This is a genomic window from Priestia sp. FSL W8-0524 (assembly GCF_038005965.1).
Lineage (GTDB): Bacteria > Bacillota > Bacilli > Bacillales > Bacillaceae_H > Priestia > Priestia zanthoxyli.
Map to the genome: position 1 here is coordinate 1,975,909 of NZ_JBBOUG010000001.1, position 21,413 is coordinate 1,997,321.

Below are 21,413 nucleotides of genomic sequence, written 5' to 3' on the forward strand. Positions count from 1 at the left end.
GGCTTTTTTTATTGTGAAGGTAGCTTTCATGTGTTTCGTTCCTTCTAGCAGTTGATTGGAGGGCAAGGCAAAGACTACTGCGGGAGAAGCGGAACAGGTGAGACCCCGCAGGAGCGTAAGCGACGAGGAGGCTCAGCGGCCGCCCGCGGAAAGCGACGTCTTGCACGGAAATCAGCTGCGGGGTCACAAGCTGTTCAGCTCGTGTATCCCATTTGTGCTTCTTTAGATGGCATTGATGTAGTTATGTCTCAATCTCATTTTTCATAAAGGTTTTTTATCTTTTTCCTATGAATTTCCGTGTCAAAGCAGATTTTTGTAGAAAAAAGCCGGAAATGTATAAGCGGTCATCTTGTAAAAAGAGCAATAAATTATTATGATATAAGATGGAACTTATATTTTAAAGGATTCCGTGATTTTTTTGTTGGGCGGACGTGTATTGTCTTAGAGTAAGTTTGCTATCATTCATTATGTTAAAAGCAGCACTTTTAAATAGAGATACGGTTCGTAATAGAAGGGAAGAGGATGATGACAAGTCATAACAAAGAAAACAAAGCTGCAGTCGAGCAGTACAGTAAAGGGAAAATTTTGTGGCAATTAACCCGTCCTCATACGTTAACGGCATCGTTTGTACCCGTTTTGATTGGAACAGTTCTAGCTATGTTTTATGGCCATGTGAACGTTTGGATGTTCCTAGCGATGCTTTTTTCATGTTTGTGGATTCAAATTGCGACGAACTTATTTAACGAGTACTATGATTTTAAACGCGGGTTAGACACAGAAGACTCCGTAGGAATTGGAGGAGCCATCGTCAGACACGGAATGAAGCCGAAAACGGTATTAAATTTAGCACTGATTTCTTATGGAATTGCTCTTATTTTAGGCGTATATATATGTGCAAACAGCAGCTGGTGGCTTGCTTTAGTTGGATTAGTAGGTATGGCGATTGGTTATTTGTATACAGGCGGACCGCTTCCGATTGCGTATACGCCGTTTGGAGAGTTATTTTCAGGTCTGTGCATGGGCGCGATGTTCGTGTTGATTTCATTTTTTATTCAAACGAATACCGTAACGTCTGAAAGCATCTTTGTATCACTCCCTATTGCGATTTTAGTAGGCGCGATTAATTTGTCTAACAACATTCGTGATATAGAAGAAGATACAAAAGGCGGACGACGTACGCTAGCTATTTTATTAGGTTCTAAAAATGCAATTAGATTTTTAGCTGCTTTGTTTGGCATTGCGTATATTTGGACCGTTGCATTAGTTGTATTTTTCGATATTAGCCCTTGGATTTTCTTAGTGTTTCTTAGTGCACCTAAGCCAATTCAAGCCGTACAAGCATTTGTACGCGGAGAGCTTATTGCAATGAAAGCAACTGCTCAAACAAATACGTTTTTTGGATTTACTTTATCAATTGGGTTATTAATTGGCTATTTAGTAAGCTGATTGTGTTGAAAAAGCCTGTCTTTTTAAAGACAGGCTTTTTGTTATGCTCCAGTTATTTTTTCTTTTACTGCGCTAAGAAATGCGTTCATATTTTCAGAAGATGAAAAGCTGGCTTGAGCTTGTTTTGGTCCGCCGCCGCCTTTTCCATCGTAAAGCGGAAGCAGCTCTTTATAAAGCTCTCCGCATTTTACCTCACTGCCGCTGTGAGCCAGTAAAACTTTTTGATCACTTGAAAAAGCAAAAAGAAGCGTCGTATCAGGCGTTTGAAGCAGCTGCTTTGTCAAAGCTTGCACATCTTTTAATGTACGGTTTTCAAAGTGATGGTACAGAAATGATCCTTCTTTTTTTGCTTCTAATTCATTTGCTAAAAAAGCTGCATTTTCATTTTTTAATTCTTCTAGTTGTTTTTGCAGCTCTTTTTGTTCAGTCTCCAATTTTTTAATTCGTTCTACAACTAATTCACGGCTTGTGCTGAATTTGTTGCTAAGTTCTGCTACGATTTCTTGAGACTGCTGATAATCAGCTAATGCACGCATACCGCATTTGAAAAAGAGGCGTGTATTGCCGCGCTGCTTTTCTGTTTTCGTAAGTTTAATGAGACCCAGCTCTCCAATTTGGTTCACATGAGTACCGCAGCAGGCAGAAACATCAATGCCTTCAATTTCTACGATGCGTACCACTTCGTCTTCTAGCTCGGGCACTTTGCGAAGCGCAAGAGTATGTAAGTCTTCCTTTTTCACTTCGTACGTTTTAATGGGGCGGTTGCTGTAAATAGCATTGTTTACAACTTTTTCAATGTGTAATAGCTGCTCATGAGATAACTGAGGTACATTTAAATCGATAGAGACTGCTTCGCTTCCTAAGTGAAAGCTAACGGTGTGAATATCATATGTATCGATTAATAGAGCCGAAAGTAAGTGCTGTCCGCTATGCTGCTGCATATGATCAAAGCGGCGGTGCCAATCAATTTCACACGTGACGTTCGTTTGTGCAGGCAGTGTATCGACGAGATGATAGACTTCTCCATTTTCTTCGTAAACATCTTTTACGTCGATTCCGGCAATAGTACCGTAGTCAGAAGGCTGTCCGCCGCCTTCTGGATAAAAAGCGGTTTGTTTTAACGTTAATGCGTAGCCAGTTGAAAGAGCGCGCGTCTCTGTCACTTCTGTTTCCCACGTTTTTGTGTAGGGATTGCTATAATAAAGTCTTTCTGTCATGTTCATCATCCTTTCTACTAAAACCATATCTAACTTTTTCTATAGTATCAGAAATATGTTTCTTCGAACATGGATAAGCTAACTTGTAACAATAAAACTGGGTGGGACATATGAAAAATACTGTTTATATTTATACGCGCGATTTAAAAAGAATTTTCACCAATTGGGCGATGATTATCATTGTGCTGACGCTTATGATTCTGCCGTCTTTTTACGCATGGTTTAATATAAAAGCATCTTGGGATCCATACGGGCGGACTGAAGGTATTGCCATTGCAGTAACGAGCGAAGACGAAGGTTCTACGATAAGAGGGCAGCACGTAAACGTGGGAAAAGATATTATTGCAACGTTAAAGAAAAATAAAACGCTTGGATGGACGTTTGTCTCCAAAGAAAAAGCTGATCACGGAGTAAAGCACGGAGACTATTATGCAAGTATTGTTATTCCAAAAGATTTTTCACAAAAGCTTGGTACCGTTCTTCAAGATCGTTTGGAAAAGCCGGTCATTATTTACAAAGTAAACGAAAAAATAAACGCCGTAGCGCCTAAAATTACAAGCAAAGGAGCCAGCAGCTTAACACAACAGATTAGTGAAAAATTCGTCAAAACAGCGAATGGAGCCATTTTTTCTGTTTTTAACGAACTAGGTATTACCCTGCAGCGGGATTTACCGACCATTCAACAAGTTGAACAACGGATTTTTGAGCTTGAAAATCGTCTTCCTGAAATTAAAAAAGTAATTAATGAAGCGAATGACACCACTCAAAAAGCTGGAGCTATTGTATCGAAAGCTCAGGCCGCTCTTCCTGAAGTAGAGAGATTAACAGCTGACGGCGCACAGATGACTCAGCAGCTAAACACTTTTTTAACTAAAAGCGATGAAGTGTTAAAAAACGCTGAGCCAACGATCAGCGAAACGCTGCACCGTGTTCAACAGCGAGCTCTCGGAGTTCAAGAATTGAAGAATCAGCTGATGGAAAAAGATATAGCCCCGGCTGAAGTCAGCGCAGCAGCGGAACAGCTAAAAGTGCAGTTAACAAAACAAGTTGCTGACACAGGAGAAATTCTTACGCTTCTTACGGATTTAAATGCGGTGTCTCAAGGGAACGTTCTTTCACCGGTTATTAATCAAATAAAAAGTGTACATACGCTTTTACAGCAGCAGCTGCCGGATGTAAACGACTTGCAGCAGCAAACAAAAAATGGAGATGCACCAGATCCAAGTGTGCTTGAGAAATTCAGTTCTCGCACCGACCAAGCTGTTTCTAAATTAAATACGTTAACGAATTCGTATTCTTCTACGATTGTGCCGGCTGTTGAACAAGCTATCAAAGAAGCGAAAGATAAAACAGCAAGCGCAAACGCACTGCTTGATGAAGCTAATAAAAGCATGCCGGATGTTTCGAACGTGCTGTCTAAAACAGCGAGTGGCATTTTGCTCGGACAGCAGGAGCTTGCGAAAATAACAAAAGACTTTCCGCGAATTGAACAAAACGTGCACAATATAGCGGATAAAATACGCGAATTTCAGCGAAAAGAAAACATTGAAGATATTATTAATTTGTTAAAAAACGATGTGCAAAAAGAAAGTGATTTTTTTGCTAAGCCGGTTCTTTTAAAAGAAGAAAGACTTTATCCTATTCCGAACTACGGGTCGGCTATGTCACCGTTTTACACAACGCTTTGCTTGTGGGTCGGGGCTTTGCTGTTAGTTTCAATTTTAAGCGTAGAAGTAGCTGATGAAGAGCGTTTCAAAAGCTATGAAGTCTATCTTGGAAGACTTTTAACGTTTTTGTCTATTGCTCTTGTGCAAGCTTTTATTGTGACGCTAGGCGATTTATTTTTAATCAAAACGTACGTCGTAGACAAAGTGCCTTTTATCTTTTTAGGCTTGCTGTGCAGCTTAGTGTTTATGACGATTGTCTATACGCTTGTTGCGATATTTGGCAATGCAGGAAAAGCGATGGCGATTGTTTTGCTTGTGCTTCAGCTTTCTGCTGCAGGCGGTACATTTCCGATTCAAGTCGTGCCTGCTTTTTTCCAAGCACTCAATCCGTTTTTACCATTTACGTATGCAATAAGCATGATGAGAGAAGTTGTGGGAGGCATGTTAGCGGATATTGTAAGAAAAGACGTTACGGTTCTACTTTGCATTTGGCTTGGCGTGCTGCTCGTTGGCATTTTTCTTCACAAGCCTCTTAGTAAAACGAGTGCAAAATTAACAAAAAAAGCGCGTGAAAGTAAATTAATTCATTAAAAAAACGTTTTGGGTTTCCAGACAGAACAAAATGCGGTAGTGTAGATAGAAAGGAGTGATAAGCATGGGTATATTAGATGGACTATTAGGAAATGCATCAGAAGCAGATATAAGAGGAACTGAAAAAGATTTACAAAACATTTTAATTGCCAACGAGCGAGTGGAACAAGCGTATAAAGTCATTCGCGATTTAATGGTGTTTACGACGAAACGTTTAATTATCGTTGATAAACAAGGAGTGACGGGAAAGAAAACAGATTATCATTCCATTCCTTATAAAACGATTACACATTTTAGCGTAGAAACGGCTGGAACGTTCGATTTAGATGCCGAATTAAATATTTGGGTATCTGGTTCTAGCGCGCCAATCTCAAAAGAATTTCGTAAAGATAAAAGCATTTACGACGTGCAAAAAGTATTAGCATCTTATGTATTGAATTAAAAAGTTGAGCCATGAAAAATTGGCTCGACTTTTTTTGTGTGTAAAACAAGAAAGCATAGCAGTCTTGCATACAGTCGTTTGAAAATACTCAGGCTGTTGTCCATTCCTATTTTCACTTTACTCATTACCAAAATGCATGAAAACGATTTACATAATGAATTATACAGAATAAAAAAACCGTGATATGCTTTTTTTAGAGAAAAAAGGAAGTGACCAACTGTGAGCTATACCGTAATTGGAACATCGGCTTTTCGCAAAACAAATGTTGCGCTTTTTGCAGCAGGCTTCAACACATTTTCAATTTTATATTGTACACAGGCCATTTTACCTGAATTTTCTAGAGAATTTGGGATATCTCCGGCGTTTGCAAGTTTATCTCTTTCGTTAACGACCATCACGCTTGCGGTTAGTATGCTTTTTTTAGGTTCTTTGTCGGAAGTGTGGGGACGAAAGAAACTGATGGGCCTATCGTTAATTTTTGCGTCATTGCTATGCATCATGACAGCATTTAGCTCTACCTTTGAAACGCTGTTAGTTTTTCGCGTTATTCAAGGAATCGTGTTAGCAGGACTGCCTTCTGTGGCCATGGCTTACTTAGGAGAAGAAATTGAACCCGGAAGTTTAGGAAAAGCGATGGGGATTTATATAAGCGGAAACGCCTTTGGAGGCGTAGCGGGAAGGCTTATGACAGGAGTGCTTACGGAGTATTTTAACTGGTCTGTAGCTCTTGATGTTGTAAGCGCAATCAGCTTATTGGCCACATTTGTTTTTTTTATGAACTTGCCTGATTCACAGAACTTTACTTCCCGGTCATTTGAACTTCGTCAGCTTACCGGCTCTCTTCGCAGTCATCTTCAAGATAAAGGAATGCTTTGTCTTTTTGCTATTGGTTTTGCACTGCTTGGAAGTAATGTAGCTTTATACAATTATATTGGATACGCTTTATCTGCTCCTCCGTATTCTTGGAATCATACACTTGTAAGTTTTATTTTTGTTATTTTCTTTGTTGGAGTATTCAGCTCAGTCTGGATGGGGACGCTGGCGGATCGATACGGCCGGAAAAAGGTGCTGTTATGTACGATTGCTGTTACGCTTATAGGTTCAATCGTTACGCTGCATCCCGTTTTATGGATAAAAATTACCGGGCTTTTGCTGCTGACGTTTGGCTTTTTCGGAAGTCACTCCATCGCCAGCAGCTGGGTAGGAAGAAGAGCAACGCATGACAAAGCGCAGGCTTCGTCTTTGTATTTGTTTTTTTACTATGCAGGATCGAGCATTGGAGGGACTGCGGCTGGCTTATGCTGGAGCGCGTACGGCTGGAAAGGTGTGATTGCTCTAATTGGTGTGTTTCTTACAACAGCCTTTTTCTTAGCTGTTCGTTTATCAAAAATGCCGGCTCAGCAGACGCACGTTCACTAAGAAAATGTAAAGACATATAGCTCTATTGATTTAAAAAAAGAGGCCGGTACAAAAGGATTTTAGCCCAAGTGAAAAACGAACCATTGATCAACATGTTTGATTAGTGGTTCGTTTTTTTTGTTATGGTGAACATAGTTTCATCTGTTTCGTTCCTTCTAGCAGCTGATTGGAGGGCAAGACGGAGACTCCTGCGGGAAAGCGGAACAGGTGAGACCCCGCAGGAGCGGAAGCGACGAGGAGGCTCAACGGACGCCCGCGGAAAGCGAAGTCTTGCACGGAAATCAACTGCGGTGTCGCAAGTAATTTATACTAGCTACTTTAGTCTTTAGATTGAAGTAATTTAGTTATGTCTTAATTTCATTCCCTAGTTTAAAAGCTGGATAAAAAGCTCCGCTACTTTTTTATGAGCGCTGTTAGCAGGATAGATATAAGAAAAGCGGCGCTTAAAAGGAGCGGTGTTAACATTGAGAATCGATAGGTGCTTTTGTTCTACATCTTCTTTAATAGCACAAAGCGAGAGTACAGACATTCCTAAATCGTGAACAATCGCTTCTTTAATTCCTTGATTGCTGCTGATCGTTAGCATGCTTTTCATTTTTAAACCGTTGGACATTAGAACGTGATCTAAATATTCTCTTGTTCCAGAGCCTTTTTCACGCGCTACCCACCGCTGGTTTTGTAAATCATCAATTTCTACTCTTTTAAGCTGAGCTAAAGGGTGATCCACTGACGCAACGATGGCAAGCTCATCGTCCATAAAGGACTGAATATGTAAATCGGACTCTTCCGTGTGACCTTCAATAAGCCCTACATCCACTTTGAAATGACGAACAAGCTGAGCAATTTCTTTTGTATTACCGATCGTCACTTCTACATCAATATCAGGATATTGTTCACGAAGCTTTGCTAAAAAGGAAGGAAGAATATATTCGCCAATTGTAAAGCTGGCGCCAATCGTTAGCATTCCTTTGACACGGTGATGGTGTTCGTAAATATCTCGTTTCGTATGCTCATATATTTGAATCATTTGTTTAGCACGATCGTATAAAATTTCGCCGCTGGGTGTGATTTTTAACATTTTAGGTGAACGCAGGAACAGGGAAGTTTGAAATTCTTTTTCGAGATTTTTGATGTGTACGCTTACGCTTGGCTGTGAAATCATTAATTTTTCCGCAGCTTTTGTAAAGCTTTGCTCTTCTACAACAGAAACAAACGTCTTTAACGCATCATAGTACATAGAGTATGGCTCCTTTTATATTAAAAAAATTAATTATAAACATTATAAAACATTATTATGGTAATAACTAGAGGCACTTGGTTAAGAAAAGTAAAACAAGGTGCTGACTTAAAGGAGTATGTTAGCTTGCAACGAAGGCGGCCTGCGCAATTTGTTTACAGTTATTTTTGTTTCATCTATAAAGCTATTAAACACTTTTTTGTCATCTATTTGTAACAAAAGTAAAAAAAGTACTTGTTTTTTCCAGAAAACATACTATAATATTAACTGTAATGCGACAAGTAATACAGTTAATACACCTAGTACACACATCATGATTTTGGGTAGATGAAGGGAGGCAGACTATGTTCGATTTAGATATTCGTAGTCGTAAGCCGATATACGAGCAATTAGTAGATAAATTGAAAGAGCTTATTATTCATGAAGTCTTTAAGGCTGATCAAAAGCTTCCATCTGTTCGGCTGTTAGCAAAAGAATTAACGATTAATCCAAATACAATTCAAAAAGCGTATCGTGAACTAGAACATCAAAACTATATTTATTCAGTTCCAGGCAAAGGAAGTTTTGTAACGCCTCAAGTTGATACACTAAATAACGAGAAGGTGAAAAAGATGAAAGAAGAATTAGTAAAGCTGTTGGCAGAAGCTATGTATTTAGGAATGGACAAAGATGAAATTCTATCACTTATTTCACAGGCTGAAAAAGCAGTAAAAGGAGGAAGCGATAGTGATTGAACTGAAGGCGATAAAAAAAGAGTTTGAAGAAATGGAAGCTCTAAGAGACGTCACGCTTTCTATAAAAAAAGGATCTATTTACGGACTGCTTGGCTCCAACGGGGCAGGGAAAACAACGCTATTAAAAATCATTGCAGGTATTTACAAGCAGGATCACGGAAAGATTGCCATAGACGGCGAGGAAGTATTCGAAAACGTTGGTTTAAAAGAACGTATTATTTTTATGCCAGATTCTCTTTATTTTTTCCCTCAAACAACGATTAAGCAATTAGCGTCTTTTTATAGAAGCGTCTATCCGACTTGGAACGAAGAACGGTTCCAAAAATTAAAAGAAGCTTTCCCAATTCAATTACATAAAAAGGTACATAGAATGTCCAAGGGAATGCAGCGTCAAGTAGGATTTTGGTTAGCGCTGTCTGCTATGCCTGATGTACTTATCTTAGATGAGCCGCTCGACGGTTTAGATGCGGTAATGCGTCAAAAAATTAAAAACCTTCTTGTTCAAGACGTGGCAGAACGGGAAATGACGATTTTAATTTCGTCACATAACCTGCGAGAAGTAGAAGATCTTTGTGATCATGTAGGCATCTTGCATCACGGTCAATTATTAATTGAAAAAGAGCTGGATGATTTAAAGTCTGATGTGCACAAAATTCAAGTTGCATTTGAAGGAGATGTGCCGCTAGCGCTTTATGACACGCTAGACATTTTATATCAAGAAAAACGAGGAAGCGTCTTGCTTTGTATTGTTCGAGGAAAAGAAAATCACTTAGTAAACAAAGTCCGATCGTATAAGCCTTTAATTTTTGACATCTTGCCACTTACGCTGGAAGAAATCTTTATTTATGAAATGGGGGATGTGGGTTATGCAATCGAAAACATCATCGTTTAACCGCGGCATGTGGATTCAATCCATGAGAAACGTGGGATGGATTGGGCTTGTATATTTGCTAGTACTGCTGTTCGCTTTACCTTTACAACTGATTTTTACTTTCACAGGAAAGGTAGAGCCTTATATAGAAAAACCAGATACGCTATTTAACGTATTGGATGGGCTGGAATTTGTGTTTATGTTTGTTGTACCAGTGTTACTTGGTATTTTTCTATTTAGATATATCCAAACGAAGATTGCGGCTGACTATATTCATAGTTTACCAATTAAGCGTTCTACGCTGTTTCATCAAAATATGCTTCTGGGCGCGTTGGTTTTAGTTGTTCCTATTTTAATTACGGGAGTCGTTACTTTTGCCGTTAAAGGAGTTTTAACCGTTGAGGATGTTTATACAACAGGAGATGTTCTAAGCTGGGTCGGTTACAGTATTTTAATTAACTTATTTGTGCTGACTGGAACTGTTTTAGCGGGAATGTTCACCGGAATGTCTGTCCTCCAAGGAATCTTTTTATATGTTCTATTTCTTCTACCCGGCGGAATCTCTTATTTAGCTGTATCTAATGTAAAGTTTTACTGGTACGGTTATGCGTATGACTATTACGTGAACAAAAATGTTGACAGCCTTGTTCCGTTTTCACACGTAGCGCAAATGGTAGCTCATAAAAGCTTTTCTACTAGTGCATTTGTTTATATTGGGCTCATTGTCTTATTTTACATCATTGCTTTAATCACCTACCAAAAAAGAAAAGTAGAAGCTGCTACGCAAACCATTTCAGTTAGCTGGTTAAAACCGGTATTCGTATACGGAGTAACCGCTTGTTCACTCATGTTAGGCGGATTTTACTTTATTAGCATGAAAGGTGAATTTTCATGGATGGTCGTGGGCTATATTATTGGTTCATTAATAGGTTATATCGTTGCTCAAATTATCTTAAATAAAACGTGGCGGATCTTTACGAAATGGAAAGGGTATCTAGGCTTTGTTATAGCCGCAGCTATTGTGGGCTTTATCATTCATTTAGATGTATTTGGCTACTCTACTAAAGTACCGGCAGCTTCAGAGATTGAAAGTGTATATTTCGATGAAGATATATATCCATTGACTGATAAACCTGAAAACTATGCAAATGGAATGAATGGCTATTATGAAGCTCCATATTACTATACAAGTAAAGAAACGATTCAGAGTGTTCGTCAGCTGCAAAAACAAATTACAGCATCTAAAGATAAGAAGCTGGATCCTGATAAACAAAGTGAAATAGAAAGCAGAAACGGTAAAATGGCTGTATTTGCTTATAAATTAAAAAATGGAAAACAAATGGTCCGAGAATACTTTATTCCATTTTCAGACTATAAAGCTTTTTATAAAGAAATTGCAGAAACAAAAGAATACAAAGAAAATTTCCATCCGCTTTTACGAACAAAAAACACGGATAAAATTAAAAGCGTGAGTTTTTCTGTTCAAGGAAAGTCAAATTCAATCAACATTACAAATCCAGATAAAGTACAAGAACTTATACACGTAGTCAAACAGTCGATGATGAATGAAACGTTTGATGAAATGTACAGCACAAAAGAAAGCTGGGCTTCAATTGAGTTTATGGATGGAAAAGGACAGTACGTACAAACTGCATCTTGGGATAAGTCTTATAGCGAAGTAGAAGCATGGCTGAAAAAAGAGGGTTTATATGAACGTGCTCGTCTCATGCCAAAGGACGTAGAAAAAACCGAAGTGTTTAAAAATTCTTCTCATCTTAAAAACGATTATCGTCTTCAAGAAGAGTTTACATCTCTAATGAAGGATGAGAAAGCAATTAAAGTAAAAAACAATCAGCAGGTAGAAACACTTCTTCAACATGCGAACTTACGAGACACGGGAGATTATCTTGTTGCTTTTTATTACAAAGACCAAGTAGATACTCCTCAGATTTATATGTTGAATGAAAATGAACTGCCAGCAGAACTAAAAGAAAAACTAAAATAACAAGGGAGAACTTATTATGTGCGGCGAGGAATTACAAGATTATTTAAATCAGGTGCTGGCTTATTTATTAAAAAATGGTGTGAATAGACAAGACGCTGAAGATATTACGCAAGAAGTAGCATTAAAATATTTAGAAAAACAAGAAATGGTCGATCCTGAAAAAATAAAAGCTTGGATGTTTCGCGTCGCATTAAATAAACGCTGTGATTTAGGCAGGCGTAAAATAGTGAAAGACCGCTATACGTCTTCTTACAAAGAAGAACCCGTTATGTATACGCCTATTCAGCAGGTCCTCAGAAATGAAGAAGCGGCTGAATGTCAGGCGATTTTAAATCAATTGAATCCTAAGTATCGCAATTTGCTTCTATTAAAATATGGATTAGGATTTAAATATGAAGAAATTGCCGAGTTATTAAATATGCAGATGACTACGTTAAAATCAGCTCTTTACCGCGCGCGCAAATACTTTGTGAAGGGATATAATGAAGTCATTTAATATAAATGAAACAGCAGCAGTTTGTGAAAAAGAACTTTTTTACACAAACTACTGCTGTTTTTTTCGTATTTTTCTTCTTTGAACGGCATAGATAATCAAACTGATCGCACAAAAAGCTAAAGTGATCTCAATCACATCAGTATAAGAAGATGTCGTATTAAAAAAGGAACCGAAAATAAATAAAGCCAGCGTCCAAATGAAACCAAAAGAAAATGAGACTTTAATGTAATGACGATGCTTCATTCCGCTTGCCCCTAGAAAAAAAGGCATCACATGTCGCATTCCTGGTAAAAAGTAGCTTGCGATGATGGCGTGAGATCCATATTCTTGAATCGTTCGCTCAACTTTCATGACATTCTTTTCCCATCGCGGGCGTTTTAATAGCGCAAGCGCCTGAGCTGAAAAAAGACTGGCTATCAAAAACTTGAGGTATAAGCTAAGCATCATGCCGCTGTAGGTAAGTATAAAAGCTGGAATATACTGAACGGATGGAGACGTAGCCTGGCTGCCTGCAAGCATAATATATACCGGGTCAGGAATAGGAGTAAGGTTGGCTCCGACTAAAATGATAAAAAAGAAATATCCGTAGCCTAATTGGTTAATGGCTCCGATAAGCTGATCAATCACGTTTTCTTCCTCCTTTCTTGATTAGAATACGAGAGAGTGACACACAGTGTTCGCTCAAAATAAAAATAAAGTATAGGTACGCACAACTTAGGAAAAAAGAGTTATAATAAATAAGAATGTACGTTCTTCTTTCGGGGATTAATTATACAGAAAGAGGTGATAGTATGAAAATGATGTACCCTAAAAACGGCAAAGTTATTCTTCATATTGATGCTAATGCTTTTTATGCATCTGTTGAAACCGCACATGATCATACGCTCAAAGATAAGCCTCTTGCTATTGCTGGCAATCCAAAAGAACGAAGAGGAATTGTTGTAACCTGTAACTATATTGCTCGTAAACGCGGAGTGTATGCGCCTATGCCTCTTTGGGAAGCGAAAAGAAAATGCCCCGAGCTGGTTGTTATAAAGCCTAATTTTCCATTATATCGCCAAGTGTCCAAAAACATGTTTGATTATTTAGTAACCATTTCACCTCTTTTAGAGCCCGCTTCAATTGATGAAGGCTATTTGGATATTACAAACTGTGCTGAATTAGGCTCTCCTCTTGACATAGCAAAGTCCATTCAGCAGCATTTAATACAGACGCTGCAAATTCCTGTGTCAATTGGAATCGCACCGAATAAATTTTTAGCCAAAACGGCAAGTGATATGCAAAAACCTTTAGGAATTACCGTTCTTCGAAAAAGAGATGTCCAAACAGTTCTTTGGCCAAAAGCCGTAGAGGAAATGCACGGAATCGGTAAGAAGACAGCTGAAAAGCTAAATGCGATTAAGGTGGTGACGATCGGTGATCTAGCAAATGCCGCTCCCGGTCTTCTTAAACAAACTCTCGGAGTAAAAGGAGAAGTTATGAGAGACCGAGCGTGGGGCCAAGATGATCGACAGGTGAACCCTGATCGCCAATCACAGTTTAAATCAATTGGAAACTCTACGACGCTATCTCAAAATGCAGTAGATGAACATGAAGTTCTGCCTATTTTAAATAAACTATCGCACTCAGTGAGTTCTCGTATGAAAGCGAAAAAAGTTGTAAGCAAAACGATTCAGTTAACGATACGATATAGTGATTTTAAAACTATTACTCGAAGCCAAACTATTTCTAAAACAATTAGCGAGCCAAACGATCTTTTTCATTACAGTGCGGTATTATTTCAAAAGCATTGGAACGGAGAACCGATTCGTTTATTGGGCGTAGCTGCTCTTCAAGTGAGTCACCAGCTTCAAGAAGAAGAACAGTTGGATTTGTTTACATACGGAGAACAAGCAAAAAAAGAGCCTTTATACAAAGCGGTCGAAAGTTTGCGTGAAAAATATGGAGATAACATTATTCAAAGCGGTTTAAAAAAACAAAGAGGAAAAGAAGAGAGGTAACTCTCTTTTTTTGTATAAAATAATAGGTTTACACTCATTATAGAAGGGGAAGTACATTACTATCACGGTAATCAAAGTGATTACAAAATGAATTTGATTGCGACTTTTTTAATTGTCTGCAATGAAATTACATAAAATAATCTATGAGGTGATCTTATGTCAGACGCACTATTTACATCTAAAGCAACAGCGGTTGGAGGCCGAGATGGTCGAGTTAAATCAGATGATGGTATTATTGATTTAACCCTTGTAAATCCTTCTCCAAATAACAAAAAAGAAGGAACAAATCCCGAGCAGCTGTTTGCAGCAGGGTATTCTGCTTGTTTTGACGGCGCTTTAAATTTAATCGCTAAAAAACAAAAAAAAGACATTGATTCGTCTATTACTGCAGAAGTAAGTCTACTAAAAGACCACACTGATGATGGATTCAAAATTGGCGTGGTGTTAAACGCTCATATTAAAGGCGTTTCACAAGAAGTAGCTGAGAAGCTAGTAGAAGATGCACATCAATTCTGCCCGTATTCTAAAGCAACACGCGGAAATGTTAACGTAACGTTAAATACAACGGTTGAGTAAATAAAAAAACGCTTGGATTTTTCTGAAATCCAGGCGTTTTTTTTATGTGCAATTTTATATGGTCTATTTTTGATTGTACGTATGCAGTGATTTCAGTAACTCCTGCAGCGTTTCTTTCAGCTTTTCTAATTCTCCCTGTGACTTATTTGTCATGCTAAAAACTTCTTCTGGAATATGACAAGCTTTATCACGTAATTTTTTTCCTTTTTCGGTTAAACTAATAAAAACAACGCGTTCATCTTCATGAGAACGTTCACGAATCACTAATTCTTGATCCTGCATTCTTTTTAGCATAGGAGTAAGGGTGCCTGAATCCAAATACAGAAGTTCGCCCATTTTTTTCACGCTGAGTGTTTCATGTTCCCATAAAACAAGAAGGGCTAAATACTGCGGATAGGTTACTCCTAATTTATCGAGCAGCGGCTTGTACACCTTTGTAATTTCTCGAGACGTGGCGTAAATTGAGAAACAAAGCTGATTTTCTAGCTGCAGCTGCTTATAAAGTTGTTCCATTCATGTTGCCTCCAGTCTATTGCTTTTTATTTAATTATACACAATTAAATAGGGGTGTCCAATAACGCTGGATGAAAAAGTGATCAAGCTGTAAATAAAAAATGGGAATTTTACATATACTAAGAAAAAAAGGGAGCTGTGCACATGTATTTTGCAAAAAAAGCCGTAGAAGAAGAAGTAGATCAAATGATGGATACGACTGTATATGCGTGTCAATCTGAATCATGTAATGGGTGGATGAGAGAAGATTTTGTTACGGTTGATTATAACTGTCCGATGTGCGGAACAGGAATGTCGCAGGAAGTACGCGAGTTGCCGAAAATTAAGTACGACCACCAATTTTATAATAAATAAAAAAGAAGCAGCTGCTTCTTTTTTATTTTTCACTAAAATTTCATTAAGGTGAGCTAGACTAAGAACCAACATATGATGAAGGTGAGGAATATCAGAATGAATCAAGGGAACTTTTTGAAAGGTTTATTTTGGGGAACCTTATTTAGTATTCCTATTTGGATTTCATTGTTTGGCTGGTTCCGCATTTTATCACATCTTGCATAGTTTCGTTTTATAAACCGTCATACGCGCCCTTATCTTTCTATTTCCGCTATAATAAGGGTGATAGAAAAAATAAGGAGCTGTTCTCTATGATTCAATACAAAACGGAGCAAATGACGGTTTTTGAAAGCGCGCTATTTCAAACAACATCTGCAGTGATTGAAACAAAAGACTGTGTGATTGTTGTTGATCCAACATGGCTTCCTCACGAAATTAATGAAATTAAACAGCATGTTCAAGAGATCTTAAATCATCGCAAGCTGTATGTATTTTTTACTCACGGAGATTTTGATCATGTCATTGGGTATGGCGCTTTCTTAGAATTAAATGCCACCTTTATCGGCAGCAAATTTTTAAAAAATCATCCGGACAAAGAAGAAAAAGTTCAAATGATTAAGCAGTTTGATCATGACTATTATATAAAAAGATCTCATGATATTATATTCCCGGAGCTGGATATTGTGGTAACCGAAAATGAACAGCACATTACCTTAGGTGAAACATCTATTACCTGTTATTTTGCAAAAGGTCATACAAACGATGGACTATTTATGATTGTCGATAATTCAATATGGATCGCAGGGGATTATTTATCGGACTTTGAATATCCGTACATATATGAAAGTGTAAACGATTACCGCGACACTCTTGCTACTGCGCGACACATTTTAGCTAAGTACCAAAATCTAACACTAGTTCCCGGACACGGAAAAACGACACATCACCGAGCTGAAATTCAAAGACGAGTGGAGATGGCCAGCTCTTATTTAGATGAACTGCAAGCTGCAGTGAAAGAAGACAGTAAAGAAGCGCTTGATAAGCTAAACGACAAATTGGCATTCCCATCTGATTTCACGGCACAATGTCATCAGAAAAACGTTGAAATTATGAAAAGAGAATTGCTGTTATAGAAATCGAGTGCACAGTCATCTCGTTGATATTAAAAGTAAGAAACCGCATCTTCTGTTGGAGATGCGGTTTCTTACTTTCCTTTATTTATCAATTTAATGAAACTTTTTCCTTTTATATCCGTTTATATAAATAAGAAGTTATTTTATTTGTAAAGGAGTATGGCAATGGGGAAAAACGGTTGTGTAAAATGCGGACATACAGAAGCAAAAACAAAAGAAATTGCTACAACGGGAACGGGGCTGTCTAGATACTTAGACGTTCAGCACAATCAATTTACTGTGGTATATTGCACGAGCTGCGGGTATTCAGAGCTATATAATAAATCATCTTCAAGAGGCAGCAATATTATTGACTTATTTTTTGGAGGATGAAAATGAGTATCGAACTTATTGAAATTGATAAAGACCGGCACGCTTCCTATTTAAACCTGCTATTAATAGGGGATGAAGACGAAAAAGTAGTGAAGTCGTATATAAATGAAGGTTCCTTATTTACCATTGTGTATGAAAAGAAGGAGATAGGAGTTGTGCAGTGCCTCACCGATGAAGAGGAGTCGGCAGTAGAAGTAAAGAATATCGGTTTAAAAGAAGCATACAGAGGAAAAGGAATCGGCAGCAAAGTCATTAAAAAGTTAGAAGTACTGTATGAACGTAACCAATATTCTAAAATGATTGTAGGAACAGCGGACTCCAGTCTTGAAAACATAGCATTTTATAAAAAGGCAGGCTTTTATCAAAGCGGTGTCAAAAAGAATTTCTTTTTGCAGTACGTTCCACCGATTTACGAGAATGGCCTGCAAGCTATCGATATGATTATGTTTGAAAAGAAATTAAAAAGCAGAAGCGACTAACACGCTTCTGCTTTTAATGATTAATCTAAAATTTGAAGTTTTACCGTTTTGCGTCCCCAATTTAAAGCTGAGCTTTGAGATGCCATAAATAAATCAACGCGAGTACCTTTAATGGCACCGCCAGTATCTCCAGCAATTGCTTCTCCGTAACCTTCTACGTATACGCGAGAACCTAATGGAATCACGCGAGGATCAACTGCAATTACTTTTCGATTAGGATTTGACCTTAGGTCGATGCCTGTAGCAGTGATTCCGCTGCAGCCCGCACAGTAAGCAGTATAAGCTGTTGCTTCAACCGTAATCTCTTTCGAAACCGACTTACTTTCTTGCGCTGGAGCAGGTGCCGGCGTTGAAGTCGACGGTGTTGAAGGAGTAGCAGGTGATGGCGTTGATGGTTTCGCCTGAGCTGCAGCTTGTCCGCCTACTTGTAGCACTTGATTAATGTAAATCGTATTAGACGATAAGTTATTCCACTGTTTTAATTGAGAAATTGAAATGCCGTGTCGCTGTGCTACGCTCCACATTGTATCTCCAGGCTGAACTTTATAACTTTTACTGTTGCTAGGAGCCGGGGATGCCTGCGTTTCGTTTGTTTTTTCTTGTACAGGTGCTGAAGGTGATGATGAAACTGTTCCTGTTCCGTTTATTTTTAATACTTGATTCACATAAATTAAATGACTAGATAAGTTATTCCACTCTTTTAGCTGCTGTACAGAAGTACCGTTGTTTTTAGCGATACGATAAAGCGTGTCACCTGATTTTACTGTATATGTATGATTTGAAGATGTTGTAGTTGGAGTTGAACTAGATGAAGAGTCAGTAGATGTAGATCCAATTTGTAATGTTTGGTTTGCATAAATTAGTGTGGAAGAAAGACCATTCCACTTTTTTAAGTCCTCAACTGTTACATTATGCTGCTGTGAGATGCTGAATAACGTTTCTCCAGCTTTTACTTTATGCGTGTCTGTGTCAGCCGATGCTGCGTCTGCAATTCCAATTGATACTAAAGCTGTGGCCCCTAATGTAAAAATGTGTTTTTTCATCTAATAATTCTCCTTTATTTCCAATAGTTGTCTCTTATTCTATCAGCAATATGTAACAAACTCATGACAAAATGGTAGGTTTTATATTACAAGTTTGTAACAATACGTCTAAAAATATAGAAAAAACGCAGTTTTTTTACGATTATGATGAAAAAAGTCTTAATTTGTCTGGAGAGATAGACTAGTAAAAAAGGTATTCTGCTTTTATAAAAATGAAGAAGAAAGAAGCTATGCTATATTCAAATGACATGATAGAATAGACAAGTTAGAAATGAACGGATAAAAAGGGAGTTAGACATCTATGGAAAAACGCTCTATCTCTTCATATTTAAAAGCATGGGTGCGCGCACTTTCAATTGAGATTAATTATATGAAGAAACACGGCGGAGAAAAGTATACGGTAGGAAAAGGAGAGTACTTAGGGCAGCAGGGAGATGCGTATCTTTACCGATTTGAACGCACAGCCGATTTATACCTTTTTGATGGAGCTCAGGTACGCCTTGTCCACCAGCATAAAGAAAGTAAAGGAGAAGTTATCGGAACGGAAGGATTTGATTTGTACCTTAAAATAGATGCGTTTATTGGACAAGAAGTAGACGAACTCGATATATATAACGAACCATGGGAATTATTGCAGGCGCTCATTGATAGACTGACGGAAGCAAAAGACTATAAGCAAAAAATAGTAAGAATCAAACGTCTTATGAGAGGCGATAGTCCTGTTCGCCATAAAGAGTATACGTCTAAGAACGCTCTTCATGAAGTGTTGCTGCGAGCGCGTTATAACCGTACTACTTATATTTGGGGGCCTCCTGGAACAGGGAAAACATATACGCTGTCCAAAATCGCGGCAAGCTATTACCGGAAATCAAAGCGTGTCCTTTTATTATCTCACAGTAATGCAGCGGTGGACGGTTTGCTGCAAGAAACTGCACGTCAGTTAAAAAAGAAAGAAGCTTGGAAAAAAGGAAAACTCATTCGATACGGAGCAACAAAAAGCAGCGGCTTAGAAAATATAAAAGTAGAAGAAGTCATTGGAGAAGATGATCCGGATTTAGCTCAGGAGATGCGTGATTTGCAAGAAGAACGAGTTTACTTAAGCAGGTATCCCAATAGAGCTCACCAGCTTCAGCAAGTTAATAAAAAGCTAAACGCCCTTCGTAACAAGTGGATTGAAGCGGAGAAAAATGTTTTTGATCAAGCGTATATTGTAGGCACTACTTTATCAAAAGCGGCTATTGACCGATTACTTTATCAAAGTGAATTTGATATGGTTGTGGTAGACGAAATTAGCATGGCATATGCACCGCAAATTGCTTTTGCAGCTACGTTAGGAAAACGAATTGTCGTATGCGGCGATTTTAAACAGCTTCCCCCGGTATCTCAATCTTCTCATGCTGAAGTGAAGAAGTGGCTGCAGCGAGATTTATTTGAGCAGACGGGTCTTGTAGAGCAAGTAGAAAGCGGTGAGATCCATCCGCATCTTTTTATGTTGAAAAAGCAAAGAAGAATGCATAAAGATATCTCAGCTTTTACAAATCGCTATATTTACAGCAATCGAGTAGGGGATCATCCATCTGTCACAACAAGTCGAGAAGTAGTAGCAAGCAGCCGGCCGTTTGCTCATGAAGCAGCGCTTATGCTTAACATTGGTCAGTTGCATTCTTCCGCTATGCGAGATGTCGCTTCCGGTTCACGCTATAATGTGATAACAGCTGTTTTGGCGGTAAGTTTGATACTGCGGGCACGCAAAGCTTCTTCGGCTACTATTGGCTATGTGACTCCTTATAAGTCTCAAGCTAAATTGATTAATGCATTTCTTCAAGATATTGAACCAGCCAGCGATATAATCGCAGCAACCGTACACAAATTTCAAGGCGCGGAACGAGATATCATGATTTTTGATACGGTCGATACAAAGCCGCAGTCAAAACCAGGTTTACTTTTAACAAATGAAAATAGCGACCGATTGGTAAATGTAGCGGTGACGCGTTCAAAAGGAAAATTTATGATGCTTTCAGACGAGTCGTTTGTCCAGCAGCGTGTACCAAAGGAGCGAGCGTTCTGGAAGTTGGTCAACCACTTTAACGAAAATCAAAAAGTATACCAACCTCAGCAATTTTTAAAAGAAGTCATTCAGCATCGGAAATTGATTTGGTACCATCCATCGAACAGCAGTCAGTTAAAAAAAGATTTATATCAAGCTCGGCAGCAGATTTTATTGTGTATTCCTTATGCTTCGCTTGTTCCTCAAGAAATACGGGAGATGTTACATTCATTTAAAGGTGAAGTGACCGTTCTTACTCGTGAACCAAAAGAAGTTCGAATTGACGGTGCTCACGTCATTTCATCTGCTGTTCCGATGTCACTGCTTATCATCGATGAATCCACTATATGGATCAATATGCCTTACGGCGGAAAAAATGAAGCGTTTATGGCAGCTAGAATTGAGTCAAAGCTAGGCGCTAAACAGCTTATTCGGTCAATTGATTTTACAGAAGATAAAACAAGAAATCAAGAAACAAAAATGTATATAGAAACAAATAAACCACAATATTCTTTGAGTAATTACCTTCGTAGCTGGGATCGCTGTGAATCCTGTCAGCATATGCGAGAAGTAGAGATAACAAAAAAAGGAAAAGTAAGGTTTATTTGCTATTATTGCGGGAAAACAAGTGGGGCAACACGTTTATTAGTGGAAAAATATTTAAACTACGTACATGCTGTATGTAGAGCATGCAAGCAGCCGATGAACGTAGAGTATGATGAAAATAAAGGCGTCTACGCATGTTGTCCATCTTGCAAAAAAGAAGTTTTGCCTAGAGATCTATTGTAACTT

The 21,413-nt window shown here is 38.4% G+C and carries 22 protein-coding genes; 17 read left to right on the plus strand and 5 right to left on the minus strand.

What is annotated here, in order from left to right; genetic code table 11:
* The first annotated feature begins 51 nt into the window (after positions 1-51).
* The gene (locus tag NST66_RS09890) at positions 52-267 is read left to right on the plus strand and encodes a hypothetical protein (protein ID WP_154988833.1); all 216 of its coding nucleotides are present in this window, start codon (positions 52-54) and stop codon (positions 265-267) included.
* A gap of 258 nt (positions 268-525) precedes the next feature.
* Complete coding sequence (locus NST66_RS09895; RefSeq protein ID WP_025752322.1) at positions 526-1,446, plus strand: 1,4-dihydroxy-2-naphthoate polyprenyltransferase; 921 nt, start codon at positions 526-528, stop codon at positions 1,444-1,446.
* Positions 1,447-1,487: 41 nt separating this feature from the next.
* On the opposite strand, the gene NST66_RS09900 is transcribed toward NST66_RS09895, so the two are convergent.
* On the minus strand, positions 1,488-2,663 hold the full coding sequence (locus NST66_RS09900; protein ID WP_340843292.1) for an alanyl-tRNA editing protein: 1,176 nt from the start codon (positions 2,661-2,663) through the stop codon (positions 1,488-1,490).
* Between the two features lie 110 nt (positions 2,664-2,773).
* Here NST66_RS09900 and NST66_RS09905 point away from each other — a divergent pair, with 110 nt between their 5' ends.
* The 4 genes from NST66_RS09905 to NST66_RS09920 all read left to right on the plus strand — a co-directional run bounded on the left by NST66_RS09905 (position 2,774) and on the right by NST66_RS09920 (position 7,111).
* Entirely contained in the window at positions 2,774-4,921 is a 2,148-nt protein-coding gene (locus tag NST66_RS09905) for a YhgE/Pip domain-containing protein (RefSeq protein ID WP_340843293.1), read from the plus strand.
* A gap of 64 nt (positions 4,922-4,985) precedes the next feature.
* On the plus strand, positions 4,986-5,363 hold the full coding sequence (locus tag NST66_RS09910; RefSeq protein ID WP_028413413.1) for a PH domain-containing protein: 378 nt from the start codon (positions 4,986-4,988) through the stop codon (positions 5,361-5,363).
* 219 nt (positions 5,364-5,582) lie between these two features.
* Positions 5,583-6,782 (plus strand): MFS transporter, encoded by a 1,200-nt coding sequence (locus NST66_RS09915; protein ID WP_047751009.1) that lies wholly within the window; start codon positions 5,583-5,585, stop codon positions 6,780-6,782.
* A gap of 122 nt (positions 6,783-6,904) precedes the next feature.
* A complete protein-coding gene (locus NST66_RS09920) occupies positions 6,905-7,111 on the plus strand; it encodes a hypothetical protein (RefSeq protein ID WP_162200721.1) in 207 nt (68 codons plus the stop codon).
* Positions 7,112-7,146: 35 nt separating this feature from the next.
* Here the strand turns inward: NST66_RS09920 and NST66_RS09925 are convergent, their stop codons facing one another.
* Complete coding sequence (locus tag NST66_RS09925; protein WP_047751008.1) at positions 7,147-8,019, minus strand: selenium metabolism-associated LysR family transcriptional regulator; 873 nt, start codon at positions 8,017-8,019, stop codon at positions 7,147-7,149.
* Between the two features lie 344 nt (positions 8,020-8,363).
* Between NST66_RS09925 and NST66_RS09930 the strand changes: the two genes are divergently transcribed.
* Genes NST66_RS09930 through NST66_RS09945 form a run of 4 tightly spaced genes read left to right on the plus strand, consistent with a single transcriptional unit; the run spans position 8,364 to position 12,125 of the window.
* Positions 8,364-8,753, plus strand: coding sequence for a GntR family transcriptional regulator (locus NST66_RS09930; RefSeq protein ID WP_013083081.1), 390 nt, complete (start codon positions 8,364-8,366; stop codon positions 8,751-8,753).
* Positions 8,746-9,645, plus strand: coding sequence for an ABC transporter ATP-binding protein (locus tag NST66_RS09935; protein ID WP_028413411.1), 900 nt, complete (start codon positions 8,746-8,748; stop codon positions 9,643-9,645). The genes NST66_RS09930 and NST66_RS09935 overlap by 8 nt, the downstream gene beginning before the upstream one ends.
* Positions 9,620-11,629: a DUF6449 domain-containing protein gene (locus tag NST66_RS09940; RefSeq protein ID WP_182028765.1), complete on the plus strand. Its 2,010-nt coding sequence runs from the start codon at positions 9,620-9,622 to the stop codon at positions 11,627-11,629. The genes NST66_RS09935 and NST66_RS09940 overlap by 26 nt, the downstream gene beginning before the upstream one ends.
* 16 nt (positions 11,630-11,645) lie before the next feature.
* The gene (locus NST66_RS09945; protein ID WP_028413409.1) at positions 11,646-12,125 is read left to right on the plus strand and encodes an RNA polymerase sigma factor; all 480 of its coding nucleotides are present in this window, start codon (positions 11,646-11,648) and stop codon (positions 12,123-12,125) included.
* Between the two features lie 48 nt (positions 12,126-12,173).
* Here NST66_RS09945 and NST66_RS09950 read toward each other — a convergent pair whose 3' ends face one another.
* Entirely contained in the window at positions 12,174-12,752 is a 579-nt protein-coding gene (locus NST66_RS09950) for a DedA family protein (RefSeq protein WP_014460178.1), read from the minus strand.
* Positions 12,753-12,916: 164 nt separating this feature from the next.
* Between NST66_RS09950 and NST66_RS09955 the strand changes: the two genes are divergently transcribed.
* Together NST66_RS09955 and NST66_RS09960 are read left to right on the plus strand one after the other, a co-directional pair.
* Entirely contained in the window at positions 12,917-14,125 is a 1,209-nt protein-coding gene (locus tag NST66_RS09955; RefSeq protein ID WP_033578936.1) for a DNA polymerase IV, read from the plus strand.
* Between the two features lie 156 nt (positions 14,126-14,281).
* The gene (locus NST66_RS09960; protein WP_016764045.1) at positions 14,282-14,701 is read left to right on the plus strand and encodes an organic hydroperoxide resistance protein; all 420 of its coding nucleotides are present in this window, start codon (positions 14,282-14,284) and stop codon (positions 14,699-14,701) included.
* A 63-nt stretch (positions 14,702-14,764) separates the two neighbouring features.
* On the opposite strand, the gene NST66_RS09965 is transcribed toward NST66_RS09960, so the two are convergent.
* Positions 14,765-15,214, minus strand: a complete 450-nt coding sequence (locus NST66_RS09965) for a MarR family winged helix-turn-helix transcriptional regulator (RefSeq protein ID WP_033578937.1) — start codon at positions 15,212-15,214, stop codon at positions 14,765-14,767.
* 144 nt (positions 15,215-15,358) lie between these two features.
* Between NST66_RS09965 and NST66_RS09970 the strand changes: the two genes are divergently transcribed.
* The 4 genes from NST66_RS09970 to NST66_RS09985 all read left to right on the plus strand — a co-directional run bounded on the left by NST66_RS09970 (position 15,359) and on the right by NST66_RS09985 (position 17,531).
* Positions 15,359-15,568 carry a cold-inducible protein YdjO-related protein gene (locus tag NST66_RS09970; protein WP_014460174.1) on the plus strand — a complete coding sequence of 70 codons (210 nt, stop codon included), beginning with the start codon at positions 15,359-15,361 and terminating at the stop codon, positions 15,566-15,568.
* 290 nt (positions 15,569-15,858) lie between these two features.
* On the plus strand, positions 15,859-16,680 hold the full coding sequence (locus NST66_RS09975) for an MBL fold metallo-hydrolase (protein ID WP_033578938.1): 822 nt from the start codon (positions 15,859-15,861) through the stop codon (positions 16,678-16,680).
* Between the two features lie 165 nt (positions 16,681-16,845).
* Entirely contained in the window at positions 16,846-17,052 is a 207-nt protein-coding gene (locus tag NST66_RS09980; RefSeq protein ID WP_016764047.1) for a zinc ribbon domain-containing protein, read from the plus strand.
* Between the two features lie 2 nt (positions 17,053-17,054).
* A complete protein-coding gene (locus tag NST66_RS09985; protein ID WP_340843294.1) occupies positions 17,055-17,531 on the plus strand; it encodes a GNAT family N-acetyltransferase in 477 nt (158 codons plus the stop codon).
* A gap of 20 nt (positions 17,532-17,551) precedes the next feature.
* Here NST66_RS09985 and NST66_RS09990 read toward each other — a convergent pair whose 3' ends face one another.
* Positions 17,552-18,574 (minus strand): LysM peptidoglycan-binding and 3D domain-containing protein, encoded by a 1,023-nt coding sequence (locus NST66_RS09990; protein ID WP_080754421.1) that lies wholly within the window; start codon positions 18,572-18,574, stop codon positions 17,552-17,554.
* Positions 18,575-18,875: 301 nt separating this feature from the next.
* Here NST66_RS09990 and NST66_RS09995 point away from each other — a divergent pair, with 301 nt between their 5' ends.
* Positions 18,876-21,410 (plus strand): AAA domain-containing protein, encoded by a 2,535-nt coding sequence (locus NST66_RS09995; protein WP_033578940.1) that lies wholly within the window; start codon positions 18,876-18,878, stop codon positions 21,408-21,410.
* The last annotated feature ends 3 nt before the right edge of the window (positions 21,411-21,413 follow it).